Genomic DNA, 21,126 nt, shown 5'->3' with positions numbered 1-21,126 from the left:
TTTTCTCTTTCCGTTTGCGAGTTCTTCCCAGCAGGCTCTCAGATGCGGGCGTCGACGAGTGCTTTCATGACGTCGCAGCGATCGGTGACGATGCCGTCGACGCCGAGGTCGAGGAGGCGCGTCATGGCGGCCGGATCGTTGACCGTCCACACGTGGACTTCCCGTCCTGCCGCGTGGATCGCCTCGACGGTCCGCCGCGTCACGACGCGCAGGGGGCCGGAGCGTTCGGGCACCTGGACGGCGACGAGCCCTCGCAGTGCCCGACGGACGAGCGGCGCGATCGCGAGCTTCCCGCCGACGACGGCTGCGAGCACGCGGCTGACGGATGCACTGCTCGCCACCCCCGGGAGGGCATCCGCCGTCCGTCGCCTGCGCCCCTCGTCGAACGACGTGATGAGCACGCGGCCGGTCGCGCGTGCCTCCAGGATCGCGTCGGCGGCCGGGGCCGCGGCGGCCGCATCCTTGATGTCGATGTTGAAGCGCGCAGCCGGAAACGCATCCAGCGCCTCGGCGAGGGAGATGAAGCTCTGGCCGCCGCCCAGGTCGATCCGCCGCAGTTCCGACATCCTCAGCTGACCCACACCGACCTTGCGCCCGACGAGGCGGTTCAGGTCGGAGTCATGGCTGATCACGGCGACACCGTCGGCGCTCGCGTGCACGTCGGTCTCGAGGTGCGTCGCGCCCGCGCTCAGCGCCTTCAGGAAGGCGAGGAGCGTGTTCTCGGGGGCGTCCAGCGCGAGACCACGGTGTGCGATGATCCGGGGGTACGAGGTGGAGAAGTAGTCGCCCTCGTACCCCTGGACATGCGGGGAAGCAGGGCTAGGCATCCGCCCCGGGCGATGCCGGCGCGGACGATTCGGACACCGACGTCTGCGCCCCTGAGGTCTCCGGCGCTGCCGGGGAGGCCGGAACGCTCGGTGTCGCGGGCACGGGCGGGGAGGCCGGCGGGGGAGCGGCGACCGAGGACATGGCCGGTGGCGCGGGCGGTGTCGGCTGCGGAGCCGTCGCATCCGGACCGCCGAACGCCTTGCCGATGCCCTGGAGTGCCTCCGTCAGCTCACTGGGGATGATCCACAGCTTGTTTGCCGCGCCTTCCGCCAGCTTCGGCAGCGTCTGCAGGTACTGGTAGGCGAGCAGCAGATTGTCCGGTCGCCCTTCGTGGATGGCGCTGAACACCGTGGTGATGGCTTTCGCTTCGCCCTCCGCGCGCAGCACAGCCGCCTTGGCGTAGCCTTCCGCGCTGAGGATGGCGGCCTGCCGCTGGCCCTCGGCGTTCAGGATCTCGGACTGCTTGCCACCCTCCGCGGTCAGGATCACCGCGCGGCGATCACGCTCGGCGCGCATCTGCTTCTCCATCGAGTCCTGGATGGAGAGGGGCGGGTCGATCGCCTTCAGTTCGACGCGCGATACTCGGATGCCCCACTTGCCGGTGGCTTCGTCGAGCACGATGCGGAGCTGCCCGTTGATCTCGTCGCGCGACGTCAGCGCTTCTTCGAGGTTGAGACCGCCGACGACGTTACGGAGTGTCGTGGTGGTGAGCTGTTCGACGGCACCCAGGTAGTTGGCGATCTCATACGTCGCCGCCCGCGCATCCGTGACCTGGAAGTAGACGACGGTGTCGATCGAGACGACCAGGTTGTCCTCGGTGATCACGGGCTGCGGCGGGAATGACACCACCTGCTCGCGCATGTCGATCAGTGGACGCACGCGGTCGACGAACGGCACGACGATGTTCAACCCCGGAAGGAGTGTCTTGTGATAGCGCCCCAGTCGCTCGACAACGCCCGCCGTCGCCTGGGGGATGATCCGGATCGACCGGAACAACGCGACCAGAACGAAGATCGCGATGACCGCGACGATCACGAACACCACGATCTGTATGACGAGTTGCGTGGCGTTCAATGGACGCTCCTTTCAGCGGGCGCGACCACGGCGGTCGCCCCCTCGATGGACACAACGGTGACGTGCTGGCCAGGGACGATGTCGGGTGTGCCGGGGGCCGTGCGTGCGGTCCAGGTCTCGCCGACAGCGAGCTTGACCTGGCCTCCGACCGGGGTAACGGTTGAGACGACGGTCCCGGACATGCCGATCAGTGCATCCACCAGCGTCTTGGCGGGGTCGCCGCCGCGCCGGAGCACTTTCAGCAGCGGTGGCCTGATCGTGAACAAGAGCAGGACCGAGAGCACGGCGCCGATGATCAGCTGGAGCCACCACGGCGCACCGAAGAGCCCGCTGATCAGGCCTCCGACGCTCCCGATCGCCAGCATCAGGAAGACGAGATCGACTGTCAGCATCTCGATGATGACGAAAATCAGTATGAGAACGAGCCAGACGATCCAGGCGAATTCGTCCATCTCCGCTCCCTTCTTCAGTTGATCTGACGCTATCAGTTCCGAAGGCGGTGGAGGCGGAACGCACTTGGTAGTCTCAGGGAGGAAATCCCGCTCTCTGCGGGTTGAAAGACGATCCCTAGGAGTGCTCCGTGTCCAACCCGCTCGCCCCCGGTTCCCTCGAAGGCAGACGCGTCCTGGTGACGGGTTCGTCACGCGGGATCGGAGCCGACACCGTGCGCTACTTCGCCGAGGCCGGCGCTCGGGTCGTCATCAATTTCCGCAACAAGGAGGCGCGCGCCGTCAAGCTCGCCGACTCCATCCGCGAAGCCGGCGGAACCGCGATCACCGTGGGCGCCGACCTGACCGATCCGGCTTCCGTCGCCGCCATGTTCGACACGGTGGAGGACGAATTCGGCGGGCTCGACATCCTTGTGCTGAACGCTTCGGGCGGCATGGAGTCGGGCATGGCTGCGGACTATGCCATGCAGCTGAACCGCGATGCGCAGGTCGACGTCCTGACGTCCGCTCTGCCGCTGCTCGCCCCCGGCTCGCGCATCGTCTTCGTCACCAGCCACCAGGCGCACTTCATCCGCACGACGCCGACGATGCCCGAGTACGAACCGGTGGCGCTGAGCAAGCGGGCCGGTGAGGATGCGCTGCGTGCCCTCATCCCGTCGCTCACGGAGAAGGGCATCGAATTCGTCGTCGTCTCCGGCGACATGATCGAAGGCACCATCACGGCTACGCTGCTCGAACGCGCCAACCCCGGTGCCATCAGCGCCCGCAAGGACGCCGCGGGCAAGCTCTACAACGTCAGCGAGTTCGCCGCCGAAGTGGCCTCGGCGGCCGTCGACCCTGTACCCGAGTCGCACACCCGCTACGTGGGCGACACGTCCGACTTCGTGCCGGTGGACGATGAAAGCAACTGACCTCGACCTCCTGACCGGGGTCTCGGCTCCGACGATCCATCCGAACGGCGGCCGCGCCGTCGTCTCGGTGACGCGGCCCGATCTCGGCGCAGATGCCTATGTCGGCCAACTCTGGGCGGTGCAGCTCACCGGGCACGCCGCCCCGAGGCGGTTCACCCGCGGGTTCCGTGACACCGCGCCGAAGTTCTCGCCCGACGGCCGGCTCATCGCCTTCCTGCGAGCGCCGGTCAAAGGCCCTTCGCAGCTCTACGTCGTGGATGCCGCCGGCGGCGAGCCCATGCCGGTCACCGATCGCAAGCTCGGCGTCAGCGAGTTCGCCTGGTCGCCTGACGGTCGTCAACTCGCGTTCGTCAGCCGCGTGCCGGAGGCGGGGCGGTACGGATCGGTCGAAGGCATCGAGGCGAATGCGGAACCGCCGCGACACATCACCACACTGAAATATCAGTCGAACGGCCTCGGTTACATCACGGACCGGCGGGCGCATGTCTTCATCGTCGCGGTCCCGGATGTCTGGGGCGAGCCGGTCGTCCAGTCGGCAGCGACCGCCGAAGGCGCCGCAGCGGTCGTCCCGACGGTCGCCGAACCGAAACAGCTGACCACGGGGGAGTGGGACGACTCATCCATCGACTTCTCGCCGGACGGCCGAACGGTGACGTTCGTTTCGGCCCGCCACAAGAGCAGTGACGATGACCTGCGGTCGGACGTGTACGCGCTCCGTCTCGACGGCAGGGGAGCCGAACCGACGAACCTGACGGGGGAGTACGGCGACTGGTCCATGCTCGACGCGGCATATGGACTGAACGGCGCCCTGTACTTCACGGCTCAGGATGTCGGCCCCGGCGGACGCGACTTCGTCGCTCGCAACGCCGCCCTGTACGTCATCGACCCGGATGGGGGAGCGCCGAGACTCCTGACCGACCCGGAGACCATCGATCTCAGCGAATCGGACATCGTCGCGTACCACGACGACGCCGTGCTGGTGCGCGACCGCAGCCGCGGCGCGCTCCGGCTCCTCGTCGTCAGCCAGGCGGGCGAGCTGCGCGAAGTGACGGACCGGACACGCGAGATCACCGGCGCGGCAGCGGCCGGCGACACGCTCGTCGTGAGTTTCGCGGATGCGACCACCAACGGCGATGTCGCCGTCGTCGACGACGGTAGCCTGCGAAAGCTCACCGACTTCTCGGCGCGACTGCGTGCCAGCGGTGTGCTGCCGGCGCGCGAACTGGTCGTCCCGGCGCGCGACGGGTACGACATCCACGGGTGGGTGGTCGCGCCCCCGGGCGACGGACCTCATCCGGTGCTGCTCAACATCCATGGCGGTCCCTTCGCACAGTATTCGGTGCGCATCTTCGACGAGGCGCAGGTGTACGCGAATGCCGGCTACGCGGTCGTCATGTGCAACCCGCGGGGTTCGGCCGGGTACGGCCAAGAGCACGGGCGGGTCATCCGGCAGCAGATGGGTACTGTCGATCTCACCGACGTGCTCGACTTCCTCGACGGCGCGATCGCCGACAACCCGTCCTTCGACCGGGACCGTCTCGGCATCATGGGCGGCTCGTACGGCGGATACCTGACGGCGTGGACGACGTCGCACGACCATCGCTTCGCCGCCGCCATCGTCGAACGCGGCTACCTCGACCCCGAGGCGTTCATCGGTACGAGTGACATCGGCAGCTTCTTCAGCGACGAGTACACCGGTACCGAACAGGGCCGGATGCGCGCCCAGAGCCCGCAGGCGCATGTGGACGCCGTTGAGACGCCGACGCTCGTGCTCCACTCGGCGAGCGACCTGCGGTGCCCGCTCGGCCAGGCCGAACGGTACTACGCGGCCCTCAAGCGCAGGGGAGTAGCTGCCGAGCTCCTGGTGTTCCCCGGCGAGGACCACGAGCTCAGCCGAAGCGGTCGGCCACGCCACCGCCGTGAGCGCTTCGACGCGATCCTCGACTGGTGGGCGCGCTACCTGCCGAGTCAGGCGAACGCGCGCTGACCGTCCCCACGGTCGCGACCTCGACGACGAAGGCCCCGGTCAGCTCGACCGGGGCCTTCGCATTGATGGGAGAACTATTTGGGCTGCGCCGACAGGTCCTTGAGAGCCTGACGCCCGAAGGTGAAGGCGCGGACGATGCCGATGATACCGAGGACGATCAGCGCGATCGCGACGATGAGCACCAGCCAGAACGCCGACCATCCGGGGATGACCAGCACGATGATCCCGGCGATGATGCTCACGATGCCGAAGGTGATCGCCCAGCCTCGTGAGGCCGCGCGTCCCGATTCCGCCAGCGCGATCACACCCTCGATGATCCAGCCGATGCCGATGATGGCCACGATCAGGATCAGCAGCGCCGCAGCGGCGGTCTGCGAGTTCTTGATCGCGATGATTCCTGCGACGACCAGCAGCAGTCCGAACAGGATGTCGAGCGTGCGGTGGCCGCCGCTGATGCCGCGGCTGAAGATACCGAGCGCGAGCCGTACGATTCCGGCGATCAGGAAGTAGATTCCGAGGAAGATCGCGAGAACGGACAGGGTGCGGTCGGGCCAGAACAGCAACACGATTCCGAAAATGAGCGCGACGATGCCGCTAACCGCGAACGCCGCGCGGATGCCGTTGATGGCGGATCGTGTCAGGTCCCGCGCATCAAGGTCGAAGTAGCTTGGTTCGGCATCCAGAGGATCAACAGATGTCATGGGTACGCACCTTTCTCCGACGAGCCGGCTGGCTCGACTGCATGTAACGCTGACGATAGCGCTGTCTCACACAGGTTGCACTCAGTTTTCTCGCCGTGTTTCAAGAACGGCTCAGGGCGCGGGAGCGCCGGGGGACTGCGTTATGTCAAGTAAACCCTTCGCCGGCCGTCGAATATGAGAGTCCCTTCAGGCTGGACGCAAACGTGAACCGCCGAGCCACCGTTCTCCGTGTGAAGGGCGGGTGGCCGCAGTGGCGCCGCTGCCGACTCGCGCCGTACGACTGCGGAACGGTGACACCCTGATCAGCGACCAGTTCAACGACCGCGTGATCGAGGTCAGCCCCGCCGGTCACATCGTCCGCCAGGACGGAATCCTTAACATGTCCGGTTTCAGCACGACGACCACAAACGCCGAGCTGTATGCCCCGTACGACGCGAAAGTCGTCGGTGACTACACCGGGCTCACGCCGCCGTTCGGGTTCGAGTTCTCCTCGAGCCGCTGACCGGCGATATGACACCATCGCCACGCTGATAATGCACATTATGTCAAGTCATGCTTCGGAGCCCACACATGGCCGCTCCCCTACGCATCGAAGGTGAGAAGCACCTTGCCCTTGGCCCGACGTGACTCGACCCGCGCAAATGCGTCGGCGAACTGCTCCAGCGGAAAGCTGCTGTCGATCTCGACCTTCAGCAGTCCCTCGTCGATGAGTCCGGCAAGCTCGGCGAGCCCGTCGCCGTCGGGGTGCATGAAGAAGTACTGATAGTCGACTCGGGCAGCTCGTGCGCGCCTCCGGATACCGCGACTGCGGCTGCGAAGCGCTGCATTGATCGCGAGCCGCTTGATCCCCCGCACCTCGTCGTCGAGGCTTCCGGATGTGAGCGGACCGGCGACCGACAGGATGCTCCCACCCGGCACCACTGAATCGACGAGATCATCGAGGGTCGGTCCCCCGACGAGATCGAACACCTTGTCGAAGCGCTCCGAACCGGAGGAAATCGAGCGCGCCCGGTAGTCGATGACCTCGTCAGCGCCGAACCTGCGAACAAGAGCATCGCCCTCAGCAGAGGCGGTCGTCGTCACGTGCGCTCCAGCATGCTTCGCCAGCTGGATAGCGAACAACCCGACTCCGCCTGCGCCGCCCGTGATGAGCATCCGGTCTCCCGTGCCGACCGCAAGGTGCGCGCGGCCGAGTCCCTGGAGCGCGGTGAGTCCGGCAAGCGGAACGGCCGCGGCCTCGATCAGGGAAAGCGTGCGCGGAGCCTCTGCGACGAACTCTTCTGCGACGCTGGCCTCCTCGGCGAAAGCGCCGAGAAGCCGCTTGTCCACGCGGGCGAAGACACGATCGCCGGCCGTGAACGCCGTCACGCCCTCACCGACGCCTGCGACGATTCCGCTGAGCTCATTGCCGGCGATCTTCGGGAACGTGTAACGGATGACGCTTCGAAGTGCACCGTCGCGCTGGTGGACGTCGATCGGGTTGAGGCCGGCTGCGTCAACCCTGATCAGCACCTCCCCCGCGGCCGGACGGGGTGCGGGACGGTCCGTGAGCGTCGTCGTCTCCGGACCGCCGTAGCCATTGTAGACGATCGCTCGCATCGTCTCAGCGTATGCGCAGCACAGCTCCCCGACCACCCGGATCCATTCACAATCGAACATGAGAATCGCTCGCCACGTCGGGGGGTTTGTGTTTCAATGGCCTGTGGCAGGCGCCTTCCGTCAGTCGGCGCCGTGTGCCGTCGAGGAACGGGGGTTTCTCATGGCCCAGAACAATTCTCACGAAGGCCTTGGCTCCGGCCGTGCACCGACGCGTCGTCGCGTCCTGAGATCGGCGGGCGGCGCAACGGTTCTGGTGACGCTCGTAGCGAGCCTTCTCCTGCCCGGGGTGGCGCGAGCGGCGACCCTGACACTCCCGGACATGAAGATCATCGTGCCGACCAACCTCATCTCGGTCGCCGTCGACCCGGTCTCAAACCATCGGATGCTCCGCTATACGCACATCACTGAGGATGCCGGCACCGGTCCCTTCCAGATCAATCCGACGTACAACCCCTCCACGGGATTGGCCACGTTCACCCAGACACTGTTCAACAGTTCCGCGCCCGGCGTGTGGGCGGTGGACCACACGGTCCCGCTCGCCGTCAACGGTGCCTTCGTCGGCGGATCCGACTACCGGTTCCCGCTGACGAAATTCACTCTCAACTCCCGGAACGCCGACGGGACGATCGGCGCGGTCGTAGCGACGAGTCCGAAGACGGACTACTGCATGACCGGGGATACGCGTGTCGGTGATGTGCCGAACACGCCGTCACAGACCTTCATCCCCGTCTCGAACTGCGACGATCCCACCAAACCGCTCGGATGGAGCGTCGGATGGGGCGACCAATACGACCAGACCGACGCCGGCCAGCCGATCGACATCAACGCACTCCCTAACGGCACCTACGTACTGAAGGCCACGGTCGATCCAGAACACGTCCTCACCGAAGGCGATCGAACGAACAACGTGACGACGACCGTCCTCACGATCAGCGGTACCACCGTCACGGTCGGAGCGCAGGCTCGGCCGGTCACCGTTCCTCCGACGGTGTCGCTCACGAGTCCGGCGCCGTCGTCGACGGTTTCCGGCACAGCACAGCTGACGGTCGCCGCAGCTGCCACCGCCCCCGCCACGGTCTCGTCGGTGCAGTATCTGCTCGACGGCAACCCGCTCGGTCCGGTGCTGACGTCATCGCCCTTCGCGTACACGTGGACGATCGGCAGCACGTCACCCGGATCGCACGATCTCAGCGCTCGCGTTACGGACAGCGCCGGAAACGTGGCCACAGCCGCGGTGGTCGGCGTGAACGTGGCCGCCTCGGGCACTCCCCCGGGTTTCACGGTCGATCGATCGATCTCCGCTACGGGCCATGGAACGGTATCGACAGCGTCCTTCTCTCCACGATTCGCAGGTGAGACGTTCGTCGCGTTCGTCTCCGCCGACGGCCCCGCCCTCGCTGCCGGACAATCCGCGACGGTCAGCGGAGGCGGCTTGACCTGGCGGCGTGTTTCGCAAGCGCACACGCAATTCGGCGACAGCGAGATCTGGACGTCGACAGCATCGGGAACACTCGCCTCTGCGGTGACGTCGACCCTGTCCCAGGCCGGTTTCGATCAGCAGCTCGCGGTGCTGACCTTCGCCGGCGCGGGCGGAACGGGAGCGAGCGCGACCGCATCGGCCGCCTCCGGTGCCCCGAGCGTGAACATCGTCCCGTCGAAGACCGGTTCGCTCGTCTATGCGGTGGGAAACGACTGGGACGCCGCGATCTCACGGGTACCCGGCACCGGTCAGGCACTCGTCGCGCAATGGGCTGACAGCGCGACCGGAGACACGTTCTGGGTGCAGGGTTCGACCACGGGAACCCGCGTGAGCGGCGCGAGCATGCCCGTCGGCGATACCGCACCCACGGCGGATCGCTGGAACCTCGCCGCGGTCGAGGTCGTCCCGAGCACGTCGACACCGCCCGACACGACTCTGCCGACGGTGGCCATCACGAACCCGGCGCCGGGACAGACCGTGTCCGGGACCACTCCGGTAGCGGCGACCGCCACGGACAACGTCGCAATCCGGTCGGTGCAATTCCTGCTCGACGGCAACGCCCTCGGCGCTCCGGTGACGACCTCGCCTTTCGCGCTCCAGTGGAATACCACCACCGCCAGCGCGGGGGGTCACACGATCTCGGCCGTCGCGACCGATACCAGCGGCAACCAGGCCACCTCAGCACCCGTAGCGGTCACCGTGACGAATCCCGCGCCTCCTATGACCTGCTTCGTCATGCAGGCTCAAACGTCGGTCCACGGAACCGGTGCGGTCACCACTCCGGCATTCCACACGGCCATGGCGGGCGAGCTGCTCGTCGCATTCGTCGCCTCCGACGGACCGGCCGCAACAGCCTCGCAGACGGCGACAGTATCCGGTGCGGGCCTCACCTGGACGCTCGCACGGCGCGCGAACGGACAGTACGGGGACAGCGAGATCTGGACTGCTCCCGCCCCGGCCATCCTGACGAGTGCGACCGTGACCTCCACCCCATCCGTCGGTGGATTCGACCAGGCGCTGACGGTCATCGCGATGGAGGGCACGAGCGGAATCGGTGCGTCGGCAGCCGCATCCGCCGTCTCCGGAGCAGCCGCAGTGAGCCTCACGACGACGTCGGCGACGTCCCTCGTGTTCGCGGTCGGCAACGACTGGGACAACGCGACCGCCCGGGCGTTCCCGACCGGTCTGGTTCTTCTCGACCAGTGGACGGACACGCGGACCGGCGACACGATGTGGAGCGAGTACACGAACCAGCCGACCGGGGCCGCGGCCTCCAGGATCACCATCGGGACGACCGCGCCCACCACGGATCGGTGGAACTTCGTGGCGGTCGAACTGAAGAACGACGATTCCTGAGGCGCATTATCGTCGCGCCGAACGATCAGGCATGAGCGGCTAAGCGGTCTGTGTGCCGCCGTCGACGACGACGACCTCCACTCCGGCGGCCCGCAGGCGGTCGAGCTCGGTGGGATCGGCCGTGCTGTCGGTGATCAGCATCGCCACCTGCTGGATCTCGGCCATCTGGGCGAGCGCGACCGCTCCGATCTTCGAACCGTCGGCCACGACGACCGTGCGCTGAGCCTTGGCCACCATCGCCCGGTTGGTGCGCGCCTCCGTCTCGTCGTGCGTGGTCACCCCGCTCGACGCGCTGATTCCGTCGGCTCCGAGGATGGCCGTACCGACGTTGACGGAGTTGAAGGTGCTCTCGGCAAGTGCTCCGACCAGCTCGAGCGACTGCGGGCGCAGGAATCCGCCGGTCATCACGACGCGCACGCCGGCGTATCCGGAGAGCAGGTTGGCGATCGTGAGCGAGTTCGTGACCACAGCGATGTCGCGATGGTCGGCCAGCGCGCGTGCGACGCTCGCGGTCGTGGTCCCGCCGCTCAGCGCGATGACGTGACGCTCCGCCGGGAGCCGCTGCACCATCGCCTTGGCGATCGCCCGCTTCGCCTCCTGGAAGCGGGTGTCTCTCAGCGCGACCGGGATCTCCCGTCCTCGCTCCAGCGCCGACACTCCCCCGTGCGTTCGGACGACCAGGCGCTGGTCGGCGAGGTCGGTGAGGTCGCGCCGGGCGGTTGCGGCAGAGATCCCGAGGGTGCCGGAGAGTTCGGCCAGGCTGATCGATCCGCGCTCCGAAACGAGGTCGAGGATGGCGACCAGGCGTTTCGCACGGCGTCCCGACGTGACGTGCGCGATCACGGTCTGCGCTGCAGGAGCATCCACGACAACAGTCCTTTCGGAGATTCTGATCGAAAGTGATCAATGTTTGTGATCACTTTATCGGCAATACGCTCATTTTATTGCGCGGGGTCGACAAAGTGTCGCAAGATCGCTCCATGCCTCAGATTGTTTTCCTCGGAGCGGGGAGCGTCGTCTTCACCCGCCAGCTTCTCGCCGACCTGTTCCGTTTCGACGACCTGCCGCCCCTGCGCGTCGTCTTGCACGACATCAATCCCGAACGTCTCGAGGTCGCCCGGGGAACGGCCGAACAGGTCGCCGCCCGCTTCGGGCGCACCGCCGAGGTGGTGGCGACCCTCGACCGGCGTGAAGCGCTCAGCGGCGCCGACTTCGTGATCAACATGATCCAGGTGGGCGGCATCGACGCCACCCGCATCGATCTGGAAGTGCCTGCCGCCGCCGGGCTGCTCCAGACGATCGGCGACACGACCGGCGTGGGAGGCGTCTTCCGCGGCCTGCGCACCTTCCCCGTGCTCTCCGGCATCGCCTCCGACATGCGCAACCTGTGCCCGGATGCGTGGTTCCTCAACTACACCAACCCGATGGCGATGAACGTCTGGTGGATGTCGGTCGTCGCTCCCGACATCAAGACCGTCGGCCTCTGCCACAGCGTCTACTGGACCGTGCACGACCTCTGCGAGCTGATCGGCGTGCCGATGGAGGGCACCCACTACCGGGCGGCCGGCGTGAACCACCAGGCCTGGCTCGTCGAGTGGTCGCGCGACGGTGAAGACCTGTACCCCCGCCTGCGCGAGGCGATCGAGCGCGACCCGGAGCTCCGCCGCCGCGTGCGCGTCGAGATCTTCACCCGTATCGGCTTCTATCCCACCGAGACCAGCGAGCACTCATCCGAGTATCTCTCCTGGTTCCTCCGCTCCCCCGAGCAGATCGAGAAGTTCCGCCTCCGGCCGCTCGAATACCTCGGCATCTCCGAGGAGAACGTCGCCGAGTTCGAGCACGCCAAAGCCGCTCTTGCCGCGGGTGATCCGCTGGAGCTGGAAGACGGTGCCGCCGAGTACGCGCCCCAGATCATCCACTCGGTCCTGACCGGCACGGAGCGCATGATCCACGCCAATGTCGTCAACCGCGGCCTCATCGACAATCTGCCCGAGGGCGCTGTGGTCGAGGTCCCGAGCCGGGTCGACAGCACGGGCGTGCATCCGCTGCCCTTCGGCGCGATCCCGACGCAGGGCGCCGCGCTCAACCGCACCTACCTCTCCGTGGCGGAACTCGCCATCGAGGCAGCCCGCACGGGCGACCCTGAGCTGGTACGCCGCGCCGTGCTCACGGACCCCAACGCAGCCTCCTCCCTCACGCCGGATGAGATCTGGGCCCTGTGCGACGAACTCACCGCCCGTCATGCACCGCTCCTGCCCGTCGCGCTCGGCGGAACGCTCGAGACCCCGGCACGGTGACGCGGCGACGGTTCCGCACGGCCATCGCCGCGCAACGCCTCGCCGCGTAGAGCGGGATAGCCCGCCGGGCATTCTCCCGCTGCAGCGATCGATCAATCAAAATGAGCGATTTGCACAATTCCTTGCTCAAACGCTCACTCTGCGCCAATGATAAGTCCAACGCGCAACGACACGCGCAGCACCATCCACGACCCTCAGGAGCCCCTTGTGACACTGACTTCCCGCGAAATCGCCAGCCAGCCGGCCATCTGGCGCCAGGCGCTCGAAAGCCGCACCGCCCGCGCAGCCCAGCTCCTGGTCCAGCCGGGCGCGCGGATGCTCGTCCTCGGCTGCGGAACGTCCGCCTTCGTCGCCGAATCGTTCGCCGCGCTCCGCGAGCAGGCCGGCTTCGGCGTGACGGATGCCGCTTACGCTTCCGAACCGTGGACGTGGCGCGACTACGACGTCGTCCTCGTGCTCAGCCGCTCCGGCACCACCACCGAAGTCATCGAGGCACTCGAATCCCTGCCTGCCGGCGTTCGCACGATCGCCGTGACCGGTGTCGCCGACTCCCCCGTCGCCGGGCTTGCCGACGATGTGCTGCTGCTCGACTTCGCCGACGAGGAGTCGGTCGTCCAGACCCGCTTCCCGACCACGTTCCTCCTGCTCGCACGTGCGGCACTCGGCGAAGAGATGGGCAGCGTCGCCGCCGAAGCGCAGACTGTGCTGTCCCGTCCGCTCGACATCGACCTCGAGGGCCTGACGCACTTCGTCTATCTCGGCAGCGGCTGGACCTACGGGCTGGCCCAGGAGGCCGCTCTGAAGATCCGCGAGGCCGCGCAGGCGTGGGCGGAGTCCTATCCGATGCTCGACTACCGCCACGGGCCGCTCGCCGTCGCCGACAGCCGATCACTCGTGTGGATCATCGGCCGCGCCGAGCCGACGCTCGTCGCCGATATCGAGCGCACCGGCGCCACGGTGCGGGTCGGCACGGCCGATCCCCTCGTCGAACTCGCCCAGGCGCAGCGCCTCGCGGTGGCCATCGCGGAGCGGAGCGGACTGAACCCCGACGCCCCCCGGCACCTGACCCGTTCGATCGTGCTCAGCTGACCACCAGCCTCGGCAGGGCAGAATCCGATATACCAGCAATGTACATTCCAGCAGAATCAATCCGGCTGAATTCCGTAGAACCCGAGAAGAGGAACCAAAGATGTTGACTCCACTCCGCAAGCGCGTGCTCCGCGCCTCAAGCGCCCTGGCCGCCACAGCCGTGCTCGTCGCGCTGGCGGGATGCAGCGGATCCCCCGGCGCGACGACCCTCGATCCGAAGGCCAAAGTCCAGATCGACGTGTGGTCCGGCCAGTCCGACGCCGCCGAGAAGGCGATCGAGAGCCTCGCGAAAGAGTTCGAGAAGGCGCATCCCAATGTCACGGTCAACCTCTCCCCCGGCGCCTCGTCCACCGACCAGCTGCTCCAGAAGCTGTCGGCGGGTTTCGCCGGCAACCAGTACCCGGACGTGTCGTACGCTTTCGGCTCCTGGGCGGGCCAGCTGGAAGCATCCGGCCGCACACTCGACATCTCGAGCGAGGTGAAGAAGCCCGAAGTGAAGTGGGATGAGTTCACCGCCGCAGCCCGCGGCACGGCCCAGCCCTCGGGAAAGAAGGTCATCGGCTTCCCCGCGGTCGTCGACAACATCGGCCTGCTCTACAACAAGACCCTCTTCGACAAGGCCGGCCTCGCCTACCCCACCGCCGACTGGACGTGGGATGACTTCCGCACTGCAGCGAAGAAGCTGACCGACGCGGCCAACCACATCTACGGCTACGGCTACTCCGTGTCGGGCAGCGAGGAGACAACGTGGCAGTTCTGGCCGCACCTGTGGCAGAACGGCGGCTCGATCCTGAACGACGCCGGCACGAAATCCGAATTCGCCTCGTCCTCCGGCACCGACGCGCTCTCGTTCCTGCGTTCGATGGCTGTCGATGACAAGAGCGTCTACCTCGACCAGACCGACGAGAAGTTCGGCCAGCTCTTCGTCAGCAACCGCATCGGGATGATCACGTCGGGCCCGTGGGAGCTCTCGGACCTGAAGACCGGCGGCACGAAGTACGGCGTGGTGCAGCTCCCGGGAACGAACGGCGACCACCAGACGGTGTCCGGTCCGGACATCTGGGCGCTGTTCGACCACCACGACGCGAACCGCGCGTACTGGGCCACGCAGTTCGCCGAATGGCTGACGTCCGACACCCAGGATGAACGCTTCAACGTCGCGCTCGGCAATCTGCCGCTGCGCTCCTCGGAGGCGTCCTCCGCGGCCGTCGCGGCAGAGTCTGCGCAGTACCCCGGCTACAACGTGTTCGTCGCAAACTCCCAGAACGTCAAGCAGACCCGCCCCACCAGCAAGGGCTATGCGGCGCTCTCGGTCGCGATCGGCAAAGCGATCTCCTACGTCCTGCAGGGTCAGGGCGAACCGAAGTCGTCTCTCGAGCAGGCGGCCAAGACGGCCGACGCCGGACTCGGCAAGTAACATGCCCTCCCGCACAGTCAAACGGCGGCAGGGGGTTCTGTCAGCCCTCACGGGCTGGGGCTTCGTGGCTCCAGCCACGGTGATCATCCTGGGGCTTTCGATCTTCCCCGCGCTCTGGGCTTTCGTGTTGTCCTTCCAGAGCTGGGACGGCTTCAGCGAGGCCACGTGGGTCGGCGGCCAGAACTATGCCGCCCTGGTCGGGGATGCGGACTTCTGGAACGCCGTCTCGAACACGGCCGGTTTCACCCTCCTGTTCGTCCCGTCGTCCGTTCTGCTCGGCCTCTTCCTCGCGGTCGCGCTGAACCGGCGCATCCGCTGGATGGGCTTCTACCGCACAGCGATCTTCGTTCCGTTCGTTGCCTCGGCCGCATCCACAGGAATCCTCTCGACCTACCTGTTCAGCCCGCAGTTCGGTCTCGTCAACAACGTGCTCCGGGTGCTGCACCTGCCGCAGCAGGGCTGGCTGGACGACCCCCACCAGGCGATGCTGGTCATCGCGATCATGTCGCTGTGGGGTTCGGCGGCCTTCACCACCGTGATCTATCTCGCGGCGCTTCAGGATGTTCCCTCGGATCTCATCGAGGCCGCACGGATCGACGGGGCGAACCGGTGGCAGACCTTCTGGCGGATCGTGTGGCCGCAGCTGGCGCCGGTCACGGTCTTCGTGGTCATCTGGCAGACGATCGAGGCCATCCAGCTCTTCGACCTCGTGTACACGACGACACGCGGCGGCCCGCTGGACGCCACCAAGACGATCGTCTACTTCCTCTACGACAAAGCGTTCCACGCGTTGCAGTTCGGCTACGGCTCGGCCGCCGCCTATGTACTCTTCGCGGTCACGCTGCTCATCACGATCGGCGTCGTCGTGTTCTCGCGGCGCCGGGGATCGGAGGCCTTCTGATGGCGACGGTACTCGACGAGGTCTCAACGGCATCCCTGACGGTGTCGCGGGAGGCGGGAACACGCGGTGGCCGGCGGAGGCGACGGATGAGCGGCTGGCACTTCGTGCTGTTCCCCGTGGCCATCCTGTTCCTCGTGCCATTCCTGCAGATGCTGCTGGCCTCGTTCTCGCCGGCGAAGGATCTGGTGGCGTTCCCGCCGCCGTTCATTCCTTCACGACTGACGCTAGACGGCTACGTCAGGCTCTTCGGCCAGACTGACATCCTCCTCTGGCTGGGCAACACCGTGATCGTCTCTGCGACAGCGATCGTGTCGAACATCGTCCTGTGCTCGGTGGCCGGCTACGGGTTCGCGCGGCTGAAGTTCGCCGGGCGCAACTTCGGCTTCCTGATGATTCTCGCGACCATCATGATCCCGACCCAGCTGCTCATGATTCCGACCTACATCCTGTTCGCGAAGCTCGGGCTGCTCAACGGTCTCGGAGCTGCGATCGTCCCGTGGCTGGCGACAGCGTTCGGCATCTTCCTGATGCGCCAGTTCTTCCTCTCCCTGCCCGCGGAGCTTGAGGAGGCCGGCGCGATCGACGGCTGCAACCGGTGGCAGATCTTCTTCCGGATCGTGCTGCCGCTCGCGCGTCCCGCGATCGCGACGCTCGCGATCTTCACCCTGCTCGGCGCCTGGAACGATCTGGTCTGGCCGCTCATTGCAATCAACAACCAGTCGGCGTTCACGCTGCAGCTGGGCATCGCGAACTTCCAGGGCATGCACCAGACCGACTGGAGCCTGATCATGGCCGGCAACGTCGTCGCGACGATGCCGCTCATCCTCTTCTTCCTGTTCGCCCAGCGGCAGTTCATCGCCACGATGACCTTCTCAGGTCTGAAGGGATGAGCGGAATCGACGTTCTCGTCGTCGGCGATGCCAACCCGGATCTGGTGCTCACCGGCGACACGGTCCCCCGCTTCGGCCAGGCGGAGCAGCTGCTCGACTCGGCGGACCTGCTGCTCGGCGGCAGCGCAGCGATCGTCGCGTGCGGGCTCGCCCGGCTCGGCGTGCGCACGGCGCTCGCCGCGGTGATCGGGAATGACCGGTTCGGCGCGCTCGTGCTCGATCGGCTCTGCGAGAGCGGTGTCGACTGCTCGGCTGTCGCGGTGGATGCAGAGCGGCCCACCGGTCTTTCCGTCATTCTCTCCGGGCCGGACGACCGGGCGATCCTCACGCTGCCGGGGACCATCCCGGCACTGACGGCGGATGCAGTGCTCGAGGCCGTCAGGCGCCTGCGACCCCGACACGTCCACTTCGCGTCGTACTTTCTGCAGCCGGCGCTTGCCGCAGCGCTGCCGGGGCTGCTCGATGAACTCTCTGCGCGCGGTGTGACTCTGAGTCTGGACACCAACTGGGACCCGGCCGAGCGGTGGGCCGGCGTTGCCGATGTGCTGCGGCGAGTCGATGTCTTCCTGCCCAACCGCGAGGAAGCGCTCGCGATCGCGTCTGCGGTGCGGGGTGCCCCCGCGACCGACATCGACGACGCCGCCGCGTTGTCGGCACTCGGCTGCCGAGTCGTCGTGAAGGCCGGCGCTGAGGGTGGGCTGGCCTTCGAGAACGGCGCGCGGATGGCGGATGCGCCGGGACTGGTCCTCGACGTGGTCGACACGACGGGCGCGGGCGACAGCTTCGACGCAGGGTATCTCGCCGCGTATGTCGACGGGGTGGGCGACGAAGGCGAGCGCTTGCGATGGGCGGCCGTGGCCGGCTCGCTGTCCGTGCGCGGACGCGGCGGGACCGGCGCTCAGGCCACGCGGGCTGAACTCACGCGCGCCCTTGGCTGACCACTTACGCTCCCGTCGCGGCCTCCCACGCGAAGCCGTCCGGGTCGGTGAACGGTCCCGCGTCGCTGCCGATGACGATCCGGTGCGAACCGCTTCCCTCCGGCGCGACGCCCGCATCCTTCGCCAGGGCGCGGCGGGCGTAGAGTCCCAGGCCGATCGGGCTCGACGGGGTCGAGAACTCGATGTACTTGCCGAAGCTCTTGCCCACGGCGAGACCGTGGTCGACATAGAACTGCTTGCTGGCGGACACATCTTCCGCCGCGAGAAGGAGCACGATCTGGTCGATCTGCCGGGTCTGCGGGCCGTCGTCCTTCTTGGCCGACGTCGCGACCTTCCAGATCGACCCGTCGGGCGACTGGACGACCCCGCCGACTCCCCACAGCGATTTCGAGACCGGTTTGAGCGCGGTCGCGCCGGCGGCGACAGCCGAATCGATCAGGCTGCTCACGGTCGAGGGCTGGGACACGATGAGTGAGAGGGTGAACCCGCGAAACCCCGAGGTCGCCGCGTCAGACGACTGCGCCCGGACCTGGTCGCCCAGACCGAACGCGGCGTTGTAGAACTCTTCTGAAGTTGAAGGGTCAGCCGATTCGAGGCTGACGTAGTCGATGGATGTCATGGTGCTCACGCTAATTCGGCCCGACGGATCGGGGCTTCTCGATTCCTGCTCGATCGGGACGGCGCTTCGCCGCTCTGGAATGGGAAGCCCTCCACGGGTAACGTCGCCCTATGGCCAAGCAGATCTCGGATGCTGAATTCTCCGCCGCAGATGGCGTAGCCGAATGGCGTGCACTCTTCTGGGGCGCGAAAACGCTCTACGAAACCGGCGACTTCGCGACGGGCGCAGCGTTGGTCGCCGCTATCGCGGAAGAGGCGGATGCGTTGGGTCACGCCCCTCTGATCGACCTGCGTCCTGACACGGTCACTGTGCAGGTCATCACGCCCGGGGTCGGACTGAGCGACCTCGACCTCGAGCTGGCGCGACGTGTCTCCCTCGTCGCGGCTCGGCTCGGACTCAGGGCCGATCCGGCAGCCGTCCAGCATGTGCAGCTCGCATTCGACGCGGCGGACCCGTCTGCGGTGATGCCGTTCTGGCGCGCAGCACTCGGCTACGTTGCCGTCGGACCCCAGGACCTCGTCGAGCCCAATCTCATCGGCCCGACCGCGTCGTTCGCGGAGAAGCAGTATGTTCCGCCTCGGAACCGCATCCACGTCGACGTCTCGGTCCCTCACGACCAGGCGCAGGCCCGCGTGGATGCCGTTCTCGCGGCCGGCGGCCGGATGCTCGGTGACACGTATGCGCCGGCCTGGTGGTCGCTAATCGATCCCGAAGGCAACGTCGTCGACATCGCAACGTGGCAGGGTCGCGACTGGCCATGATCCTGCGTGCCGTGCTGGCAGGATCGTGGGCAGCGATCGCGCTCCTGCTCACGGGCTGCGTCGGCAGCACGGGCTCCCCGCCCACACCGGCGGCGTCGCCGACCGCAGCATCCGCGCCCGCCACCGGCACGGTCGGACGACCGTCGCCGACGCCGACGGCGGCAGCCGCGGCGCCCCTGCAGCACGTGGTCATCATCGTCGAGGAGAACAAGCCGGCGACGGAGATCCTCGGAAACCCCGCTGCGCCCTACCTGAACGCGCTCTCGCGCCAGTACGCGACCGCCACCCGGTACTCTGCGGTCGCGCATCCGAGCCTCCCGAACTATCTCGCCCTGACGAGCGGGACGACCGCCGGCATCACGACCGACTGCAACCCGCCGGGCGGCTCATGCCTGGTCACCGGTCCGAACATCGCGCAGTCCCTGGACCGCTCGGGCCGCACGTGGAAGATGTACGCCGAAAGCATGCCCGGCCCCTGCCAGACGGGCAACACGACCCTCTATGCGGTGAAGCACAATCCGTTCCTGTACTTTCCGAGCGTCACCGGCGATGCCGCGTATTGTGCGTCGCACGTCGTTCCGTTCACCCGGTTCGCGGCAGACCTGGCGTCCTCGGCATCCATTCCGAACTATTCGTTCATCAGCCCGAACCTGTGCAGCGACATGCACGACTGCTCGGTGGCGACCGGCGACGCCTGGCTCGCTGCGACAGTGCCGGGCATCCTTCGCTCCCCCGCCTTCACACAGCAGCGCTCCCTGCTCGTCGTCACGTTCGATGAGGGTGACAGCTCGGACAATGTGGTTGCGTGCATATTCGCCGGCTCGGCGGCCGCCGTGCACGTCAGCTCGTCGACGCCGTACACGCACTACTCGCTGCTACGGACGATCGAGTCGACGTGGAGCCTGGCCCCGCTGACCGCGAACGATGCCAATGCGCAGCCGATGACCCCTATGCTTCGGTGACATGGGGCCCATCACCCGCGTCTCCGTCATCAGCACCGGGCAGGTGCGCATCCGACCGCAGCACGAGCGATCCAACGGCACTCCGCTCGCCTGGTGGCTCTTCACGTCGCGCACCTGGACGGCTCCCCGGCCGATCAACGTCTACGTGATCGAGCATGAGCGCGGGCTCGTACTCTTCGATACCGGACAGGACCGGCACTCGGTCACCGACCCGGACTACTTCCCCGGTGGGATGACCCGGCTTCCCTATCGCCGCCTCGCTCGCTTCGAGATCGAACCGGATGAGACACTCACCGCCCAGCTCGGCCGACTCGGCTATGCACCGGGCGATGTGGCGGTGGCCGTCCTGTCCCACCTGCACCAGGACCACATCGGCGGCCTTCCTGAACTGACCGGGACGCGCATTCTGGTCGGGGCCGCAGAATGGGCCACCCTGGATGCACCGTTGCCGGAGTTGAACGGTCTGATGAGGAATCACATCCGCATCCCCGGCCTGAACTGGGAACAGGTCCAGTTCGGCCCGCTCGGCGACGAATCGCTCCGCCCCTTCGAGAGCGGGCACGACCTGTTCGGCGACGGCAGCCTGGTGCTCCTCCCTACCCCGGGCCACACCCCGGGATCACTGTCTCTGCTCCTCCGGCAGGAGGGGCTGGCGCCGATGCTGTTCGTCGGCGACCTCACCTACGACATCCACCTGTTCGACGATGACCACGTGCCCGGCGTCGGCCGCAGACGTGACCTGCTGGCGTCCACGCAGCGGGTGAAAGCCCTGCGCGACGCCCAGCCGGGCCTGATCGTCGCGGCAGCTCACGACCCGGGGGCGGCGGATGCCGTGCGCCGTGCAGTCGAAGGGCCGTTCTAGATCGG

General features: G+C 67.1%; 20 protein-coding genes. 13 read left to right on the top strand and 7 right to left on the bottom strand.

The features are described from left to right. Window positions 1-38: 38 nt before the first annotated feature. Genes G3T36_RS09720 through G3T36_RS09710 form a run of 3 tightly spaced genes read right to left on the bottom strand, consistent with a single transcriptional unit; the run spans window position 39 to window position 2,354 of the window. Entirely contained in the window at window positions 39-827 is a 789-nt protein-coding gene (locus G3T36_RS09720) for a glycerophosphodiester phosphodiesterase family protein (protein ID WP_163289598.1), read from the bottom strand. Continuing rightward, window positions 820-1,881: an SPFH domain-containing protein gene (locus tag G3T36_RS09715; RefSeq protein ID WP_420811046.1), complete on the bottom strand. Its 1,062-nt coding sequence runs from the start codon at window positions 1,879-1,881 to the stop codon at window positions 820-822. Before G3T36_RS09715 ends, G3T36_RS09720 begins: the two co-directional genes overlap by 8 nt. Window positions 1,882-1,898: 17 nt before the next feature. Beyond that, complete coding sequence (locus G3T36_RS09710; RefSeq protein WP_163289596.1) at window positions 1,899-2,354, bottom strand: NfeD family protein; 456 nt, start codon at window positions 2,352-2,354, stop codon at window positions 1,899-1,901. Between the two features lie 128 nt (window positions 2,355-2,482). Here G3T36_RS09710 and G3T36_RS09705 point away from each other — a divergent pair, with 128 nt between their 5' ends. Together G3T36_RS09705 and G3T36_RS09700 are read left to right on the top strand one after the other, a co-directional pair. Then, window positions 2,483-3,262: an SDR family oxidoreductase gene (locus G3T36_RS09705; RefSeq protein WP_163289595.1), complete on the top strand. Its 780-nt coding sequence runs from the start codon at window positions 2,483-2,485 to the stop codon at window positions 3,260-3,262. After that, window positions 3,249-5,249: a S9 family peptidase gene (locus tag G3T36_RS09700; RefSeq protein WP_163289594.1), complete on the top strand. Its 2,001-nt coding sequence runs from the start codon at window positions 3,249-3,251 to the stop codon at window positions 5,247-5,249. Before G3T36_RS09705 ends, G3T36_RS09700 begins: the two co-directional genes overlap by 14 nt. 74 nt (window positions 5,250-5,323) lie before the next feature. Here G3T36_RS09700 and G3T36_RS09695 read toward each other — a convergent pair whose 3' ends face one another. Next, complete coding sequence (locus G3T36_RS09695) at window positions 5,324-5,950, bottom strand: HdeD family acid-resistance protein (protein ID WP_163289593.1); 627 nt, start codon at window positions 5,948-5,950, stop codon at window positions 5,324-5,326. A gap of 241 nt (window positions 5,951-6,191) precedes the next feature. On the opposite strand from G3T36_RS09695, the gene G3T36_RS09690 reads away from it, so the two are divergent. Beyond that, a complete protein-coding gene (locus tag G3T36_RS09690) occupies window positions 6,192-6,452 on the top strand; it encodes a hypothetical protein (protein WP_163289592.1) in 261 nt (86 codons plus the stop codon). Window positions 6,453-6,532: 80 nt separating this feature from the next. Here G3T36_RS09690 and G3T36_RS09685 read toward each other — a convergent pair whose 3' ends face one another. Further along, complete coding sequence (locus G3T36_RS09685; protein ID WP_163289591.1) at window positions 6,533-7,549, bottom strand: NADP-dependent oxidoreductase; 1,017 nt, start codon at window positions 7,547-7,549, stop codon at window positions 6,533-6,535. 319 nt (window positions 7,550-7,868) lie between these two features. Here G3T36_RS09685 and G3T36_RS09680 point away from each other — a divergent pair, with 319 nt between their 5' ends. After that, window positions 7,869-10,385 (top strand): Ig-like domain-containing protein, encoded by a 2,517-nt coding sequence (locus G3T36_RS09680; protein WP_163289590.1) that lies wholly within the window; start codon window positions 7,869-7,871, stop codon window positions 10,383-10,385. Between the two features lie 39 nt (window positions 10,386-10,424). On the opposite strand, the gene G3T36_RS09675 is transcribed toward G3T36_RS09680, so the two are convergent. Further along, complete coding sequence (locus G3T36_RS09675) at window positions 10,425-11,252, bottom strand: DeoR/GlpR family DNA-binding transcription regulator (protein WP_338031532.1); 828 nt, start codon at window positions 11,250-11,252, stop codon at window positions 10,425-10,427. A gap of 113 nt (window positions 11,253-11,365) precedes the next feature. Between G3T36_RS09675 and melA the strand changes: the two genes are divergently transcribed. The 6 genes from melA to G3T36_RS09645 all read left to right on the top strand — a co-directional run bounded on the left by melA (window position 11,366) and on the right by G3T36_RS09645 (window position 17,917). Continuing rightward, a complete protein-coding gene (melA, locus tag G3T36_RS09670) occupies window positions 11,366-12,682 on the top strand; it encodes an alpha-galactosidase (RefSeq protein ID WP_163289589.1) in 1,317 nt (438 codons plus the stop codon). A 207-nt stretch (window positions 12,683-12,889) separates the two neighbouring features. Next, the gene (locus G3T36_RS09665; protein ID WP_163289588.1) at window positions 12,890-13,771 is read left to right on the top strand and encodes an SIS domain-containing protein; all 882 of its coding nucleotides are present in this window, start codon (window positions 12,890-12,892) and stop codon (window positions 13,769-13,771) included. Window positions 13,772-13,871: 100 nt separating this feature from the next. Then, a complete protein-coding gene (locus G3T36_RS09660) occupies window positions 13,872-15,188 on the top strand; it encodes an ABC transporter substrate-binding protein (RefSeq protein WP_163289587.1) in 1,317 nt (438 codons plus the stop codon). Window position 15,189: 1 nt separating this feature from the next. Then, the gene (locus G3T36_RS09655) at window positions 15,190-16,089 is read left to right on the top strand and encodes a carbohydrate ABC transporter permease (RefSeq protein ID WP_163289586.1); all 900 of its coding nucleotides are present in this window, start codon (window positions 15,190-15,192) and stop codon (window positions 16,087-16,089) included. Beyond that, window positions 16,089-16,979, top strand: coding sequence for a carbohydrate ABC transporter permease (locus tag G3T36_RS09650; protein ID WP_163289585.1), 891 nt, complete (start codon window positions 16,089-16,091; stop codon window positions 16,977-16,979). The genes G3T36_RS09655 and G3T36_RS09650 overlap by 1 nt, the downstream gene beginning before the upstream one ends. After that, a complete protein-coding gene (locus G3T36_RS09645; RefSeq protein ID WP_163289584.1) occupies window positions 16,976-17,917 on the top strand; it encodes a carbohydrate kinase family protein in 942 nt (313 codons plus the stop codon). Before G3T36_RS09650 ends, G3T36_RS09645 begins: the two co-directional genes overlap by 4 nt. A gap of 4 nt (window positions 17,918-17,921) precedes the next feature. Here G3T36_RS09645 and G3T36_RS09640 read toward each other — a convergent pair whose 3' ends face one another. Next, window positions 17,922-18,536 carry a VOC family protein gene (locus tag G3T36_RS09640; protein WP_163289583.1) on the bottom strand — a complete coding sequence of 205 codons (615 nt, stop codon included), beginning with the start codon at window positions 18,534-18,536 and terminating at the stop codon, window positions 17,922-17,924. 110 nt (window positions 18,537-18,646) lie between these two features. Between G3T36_RS09640 and G3T36_RS09635 the strand changes: the two genes are divergently transcribed. From G3T36_RS09635 to G3T36_RS09625, 3 genes are read left to right on the top strand one after another with little or no spacing between them, the layout of a single operon-like run. Further along, window positions 18,647-19,297, top strand: a complete 651-nt coding sequence (locus G3T36_RS09635) for a 4a-hydroxytetrahydrobiopterin dehydratase (RefSeq protein WP_163289582.1) — start codon at window positions 18,647-18,649, stop codon at window positions 19,295-19,297. Then, window positions 19,273-20,259, top strand: coding sequence for an alkaline phosphatase family protein (locus G3T36_RS09630; protein WP_163289581.1), 987 nt, complete (start codon window positions 19,273-19,275; stop codon window positions 20,257-20,259). The genes G3T36_RS09635 and G3T36_RS09630 overlap by 25 nt, the downstream gene beginning before the upstream one ends. 1 nt (window position 20,260) lies before the next feature. Then, on the top strand, window positions 20,261-21,121 hold the full coding sequence (locus tag G3T36_RS09625; protein ID WP_163289580.1) for an N-acyl homoserine lactonase family protein: 861 nt from the start codon (window positions 20,261-20,263) through the stop codon (window positions 21,119-21,121). The last annotated feature ends 5 nt before the right edge of the window (window positions 21,122-21,126 follow it).

The sequence above is a fragment of the Leifsonia tongyongensis genome (genome assembly GCF_010686705.1).
In the GTDB taxonomy this organism is placed as follows: Bacteria; Actinomycetota; Actinomycetes; order Actinomycetales; family Microbacteriaceae; genus Diaminobutyricibacter; species Diaminobutyricibacter tongyongensis.
Note: the sequence above shows the minus strand (reverse complement) of the source record. Positions and strands in the feature narration are given on the sequence as shown.

Coding starts and splice junctions, on each gene's coding strand:
- G3T36_RS09660 (WP_163289587.1), top strand. CDS start 13,872: ATGTTGACTCCACTCCGCAAGCGCGTGCTCCGCGCCTCAAGCGCCCTG.
- G3T36_RS09710 (WP_163289596.1), bottom strand. CDS start 2,354: ATGGACGAATTCGCCTGGATCGTCTGGCTCGTTCTCATACTGATTTTC.
- melA (WP_163289589.1), top strand. CDS start 11,366: ATGCCTCAGATTGTTTTCCTCGGAGCGGGGAGCGTCGTCTTCACCCGC.
- G3T36_RS09700 (WP_163289594.1), top strand. CDS start 3,249: ATGAAAGCAACTGACCTCGACCTCCTGACCGGGGTCTCGGCTCCGACG.
- G3T36_RS09640 (WP_163289583.1), bottom strand. CDS start 18,536: ATGACATCCATCGACTACGTCAGCCTCGAATCGGCTGACCCTTCAACT.
- G3T36_RS09625 (WP_163289580.1), top strand. CDS start 20,261: ATGGGGCCCATCACCCGCGTCTCCGTCATCAGCACCGGGCAGGTGCGC.
- G3T36_RS09645 (WP_163289584.1), top strand. CDS start 16,976: ATGAGCGGAATCGACGTTCTCGTCGTCGGCGATGCCAACCCGGATCTG.
- G3T36_RS09650 (WP_163289585.1), top strand. CDS start 16,089: ATGGCGACGGTACTCGACGAGGTCTCAACGGCATCCCTGACGGTGTCG.
- G3T36_RS09680 (WP_163289590.1), top strand. CDS start 7,869: ATGAAGATCATCGTGCCGACCAACCTCATCTCGGTCGCCGTCGACCCG.
- G3T36_RS09635 (WP_163289582.1), top strand. CDS start 18,647: ATGGCCAAGCAGATCTCGGATGCTGAATTCTCCGCCGCAGATGGCGTA.
- G3T36_RS09695 (WP_163289593.1), bottom strand. CDS start 5,950: ATGACATCTGTTGATCCTCTGGATGCCGAACCAAGCTACTTCGACCTT.
- G3T36_RS09685 (WP_163289591.1), bottom strand. CDS start 7,549: ATGCGAGCGATCGTCTACAATGGCTACGGCGGTCCGGAGACGACGACG.
- G3T36_RS09655 (WP_163289586.1), top strand. CDS start 15,190: ATGCCCTCCCGCACAGTCAAACGGCGGCAGGGGGTTCTGTCAGCCCTC.
- G3T36_RS09720 (WP_163289598.1), bottom strand. CDS start 827: ATGCCTAGCCCTGCTTCCCCGCATGTCCAGGGGTACGAGGGCGACTAC.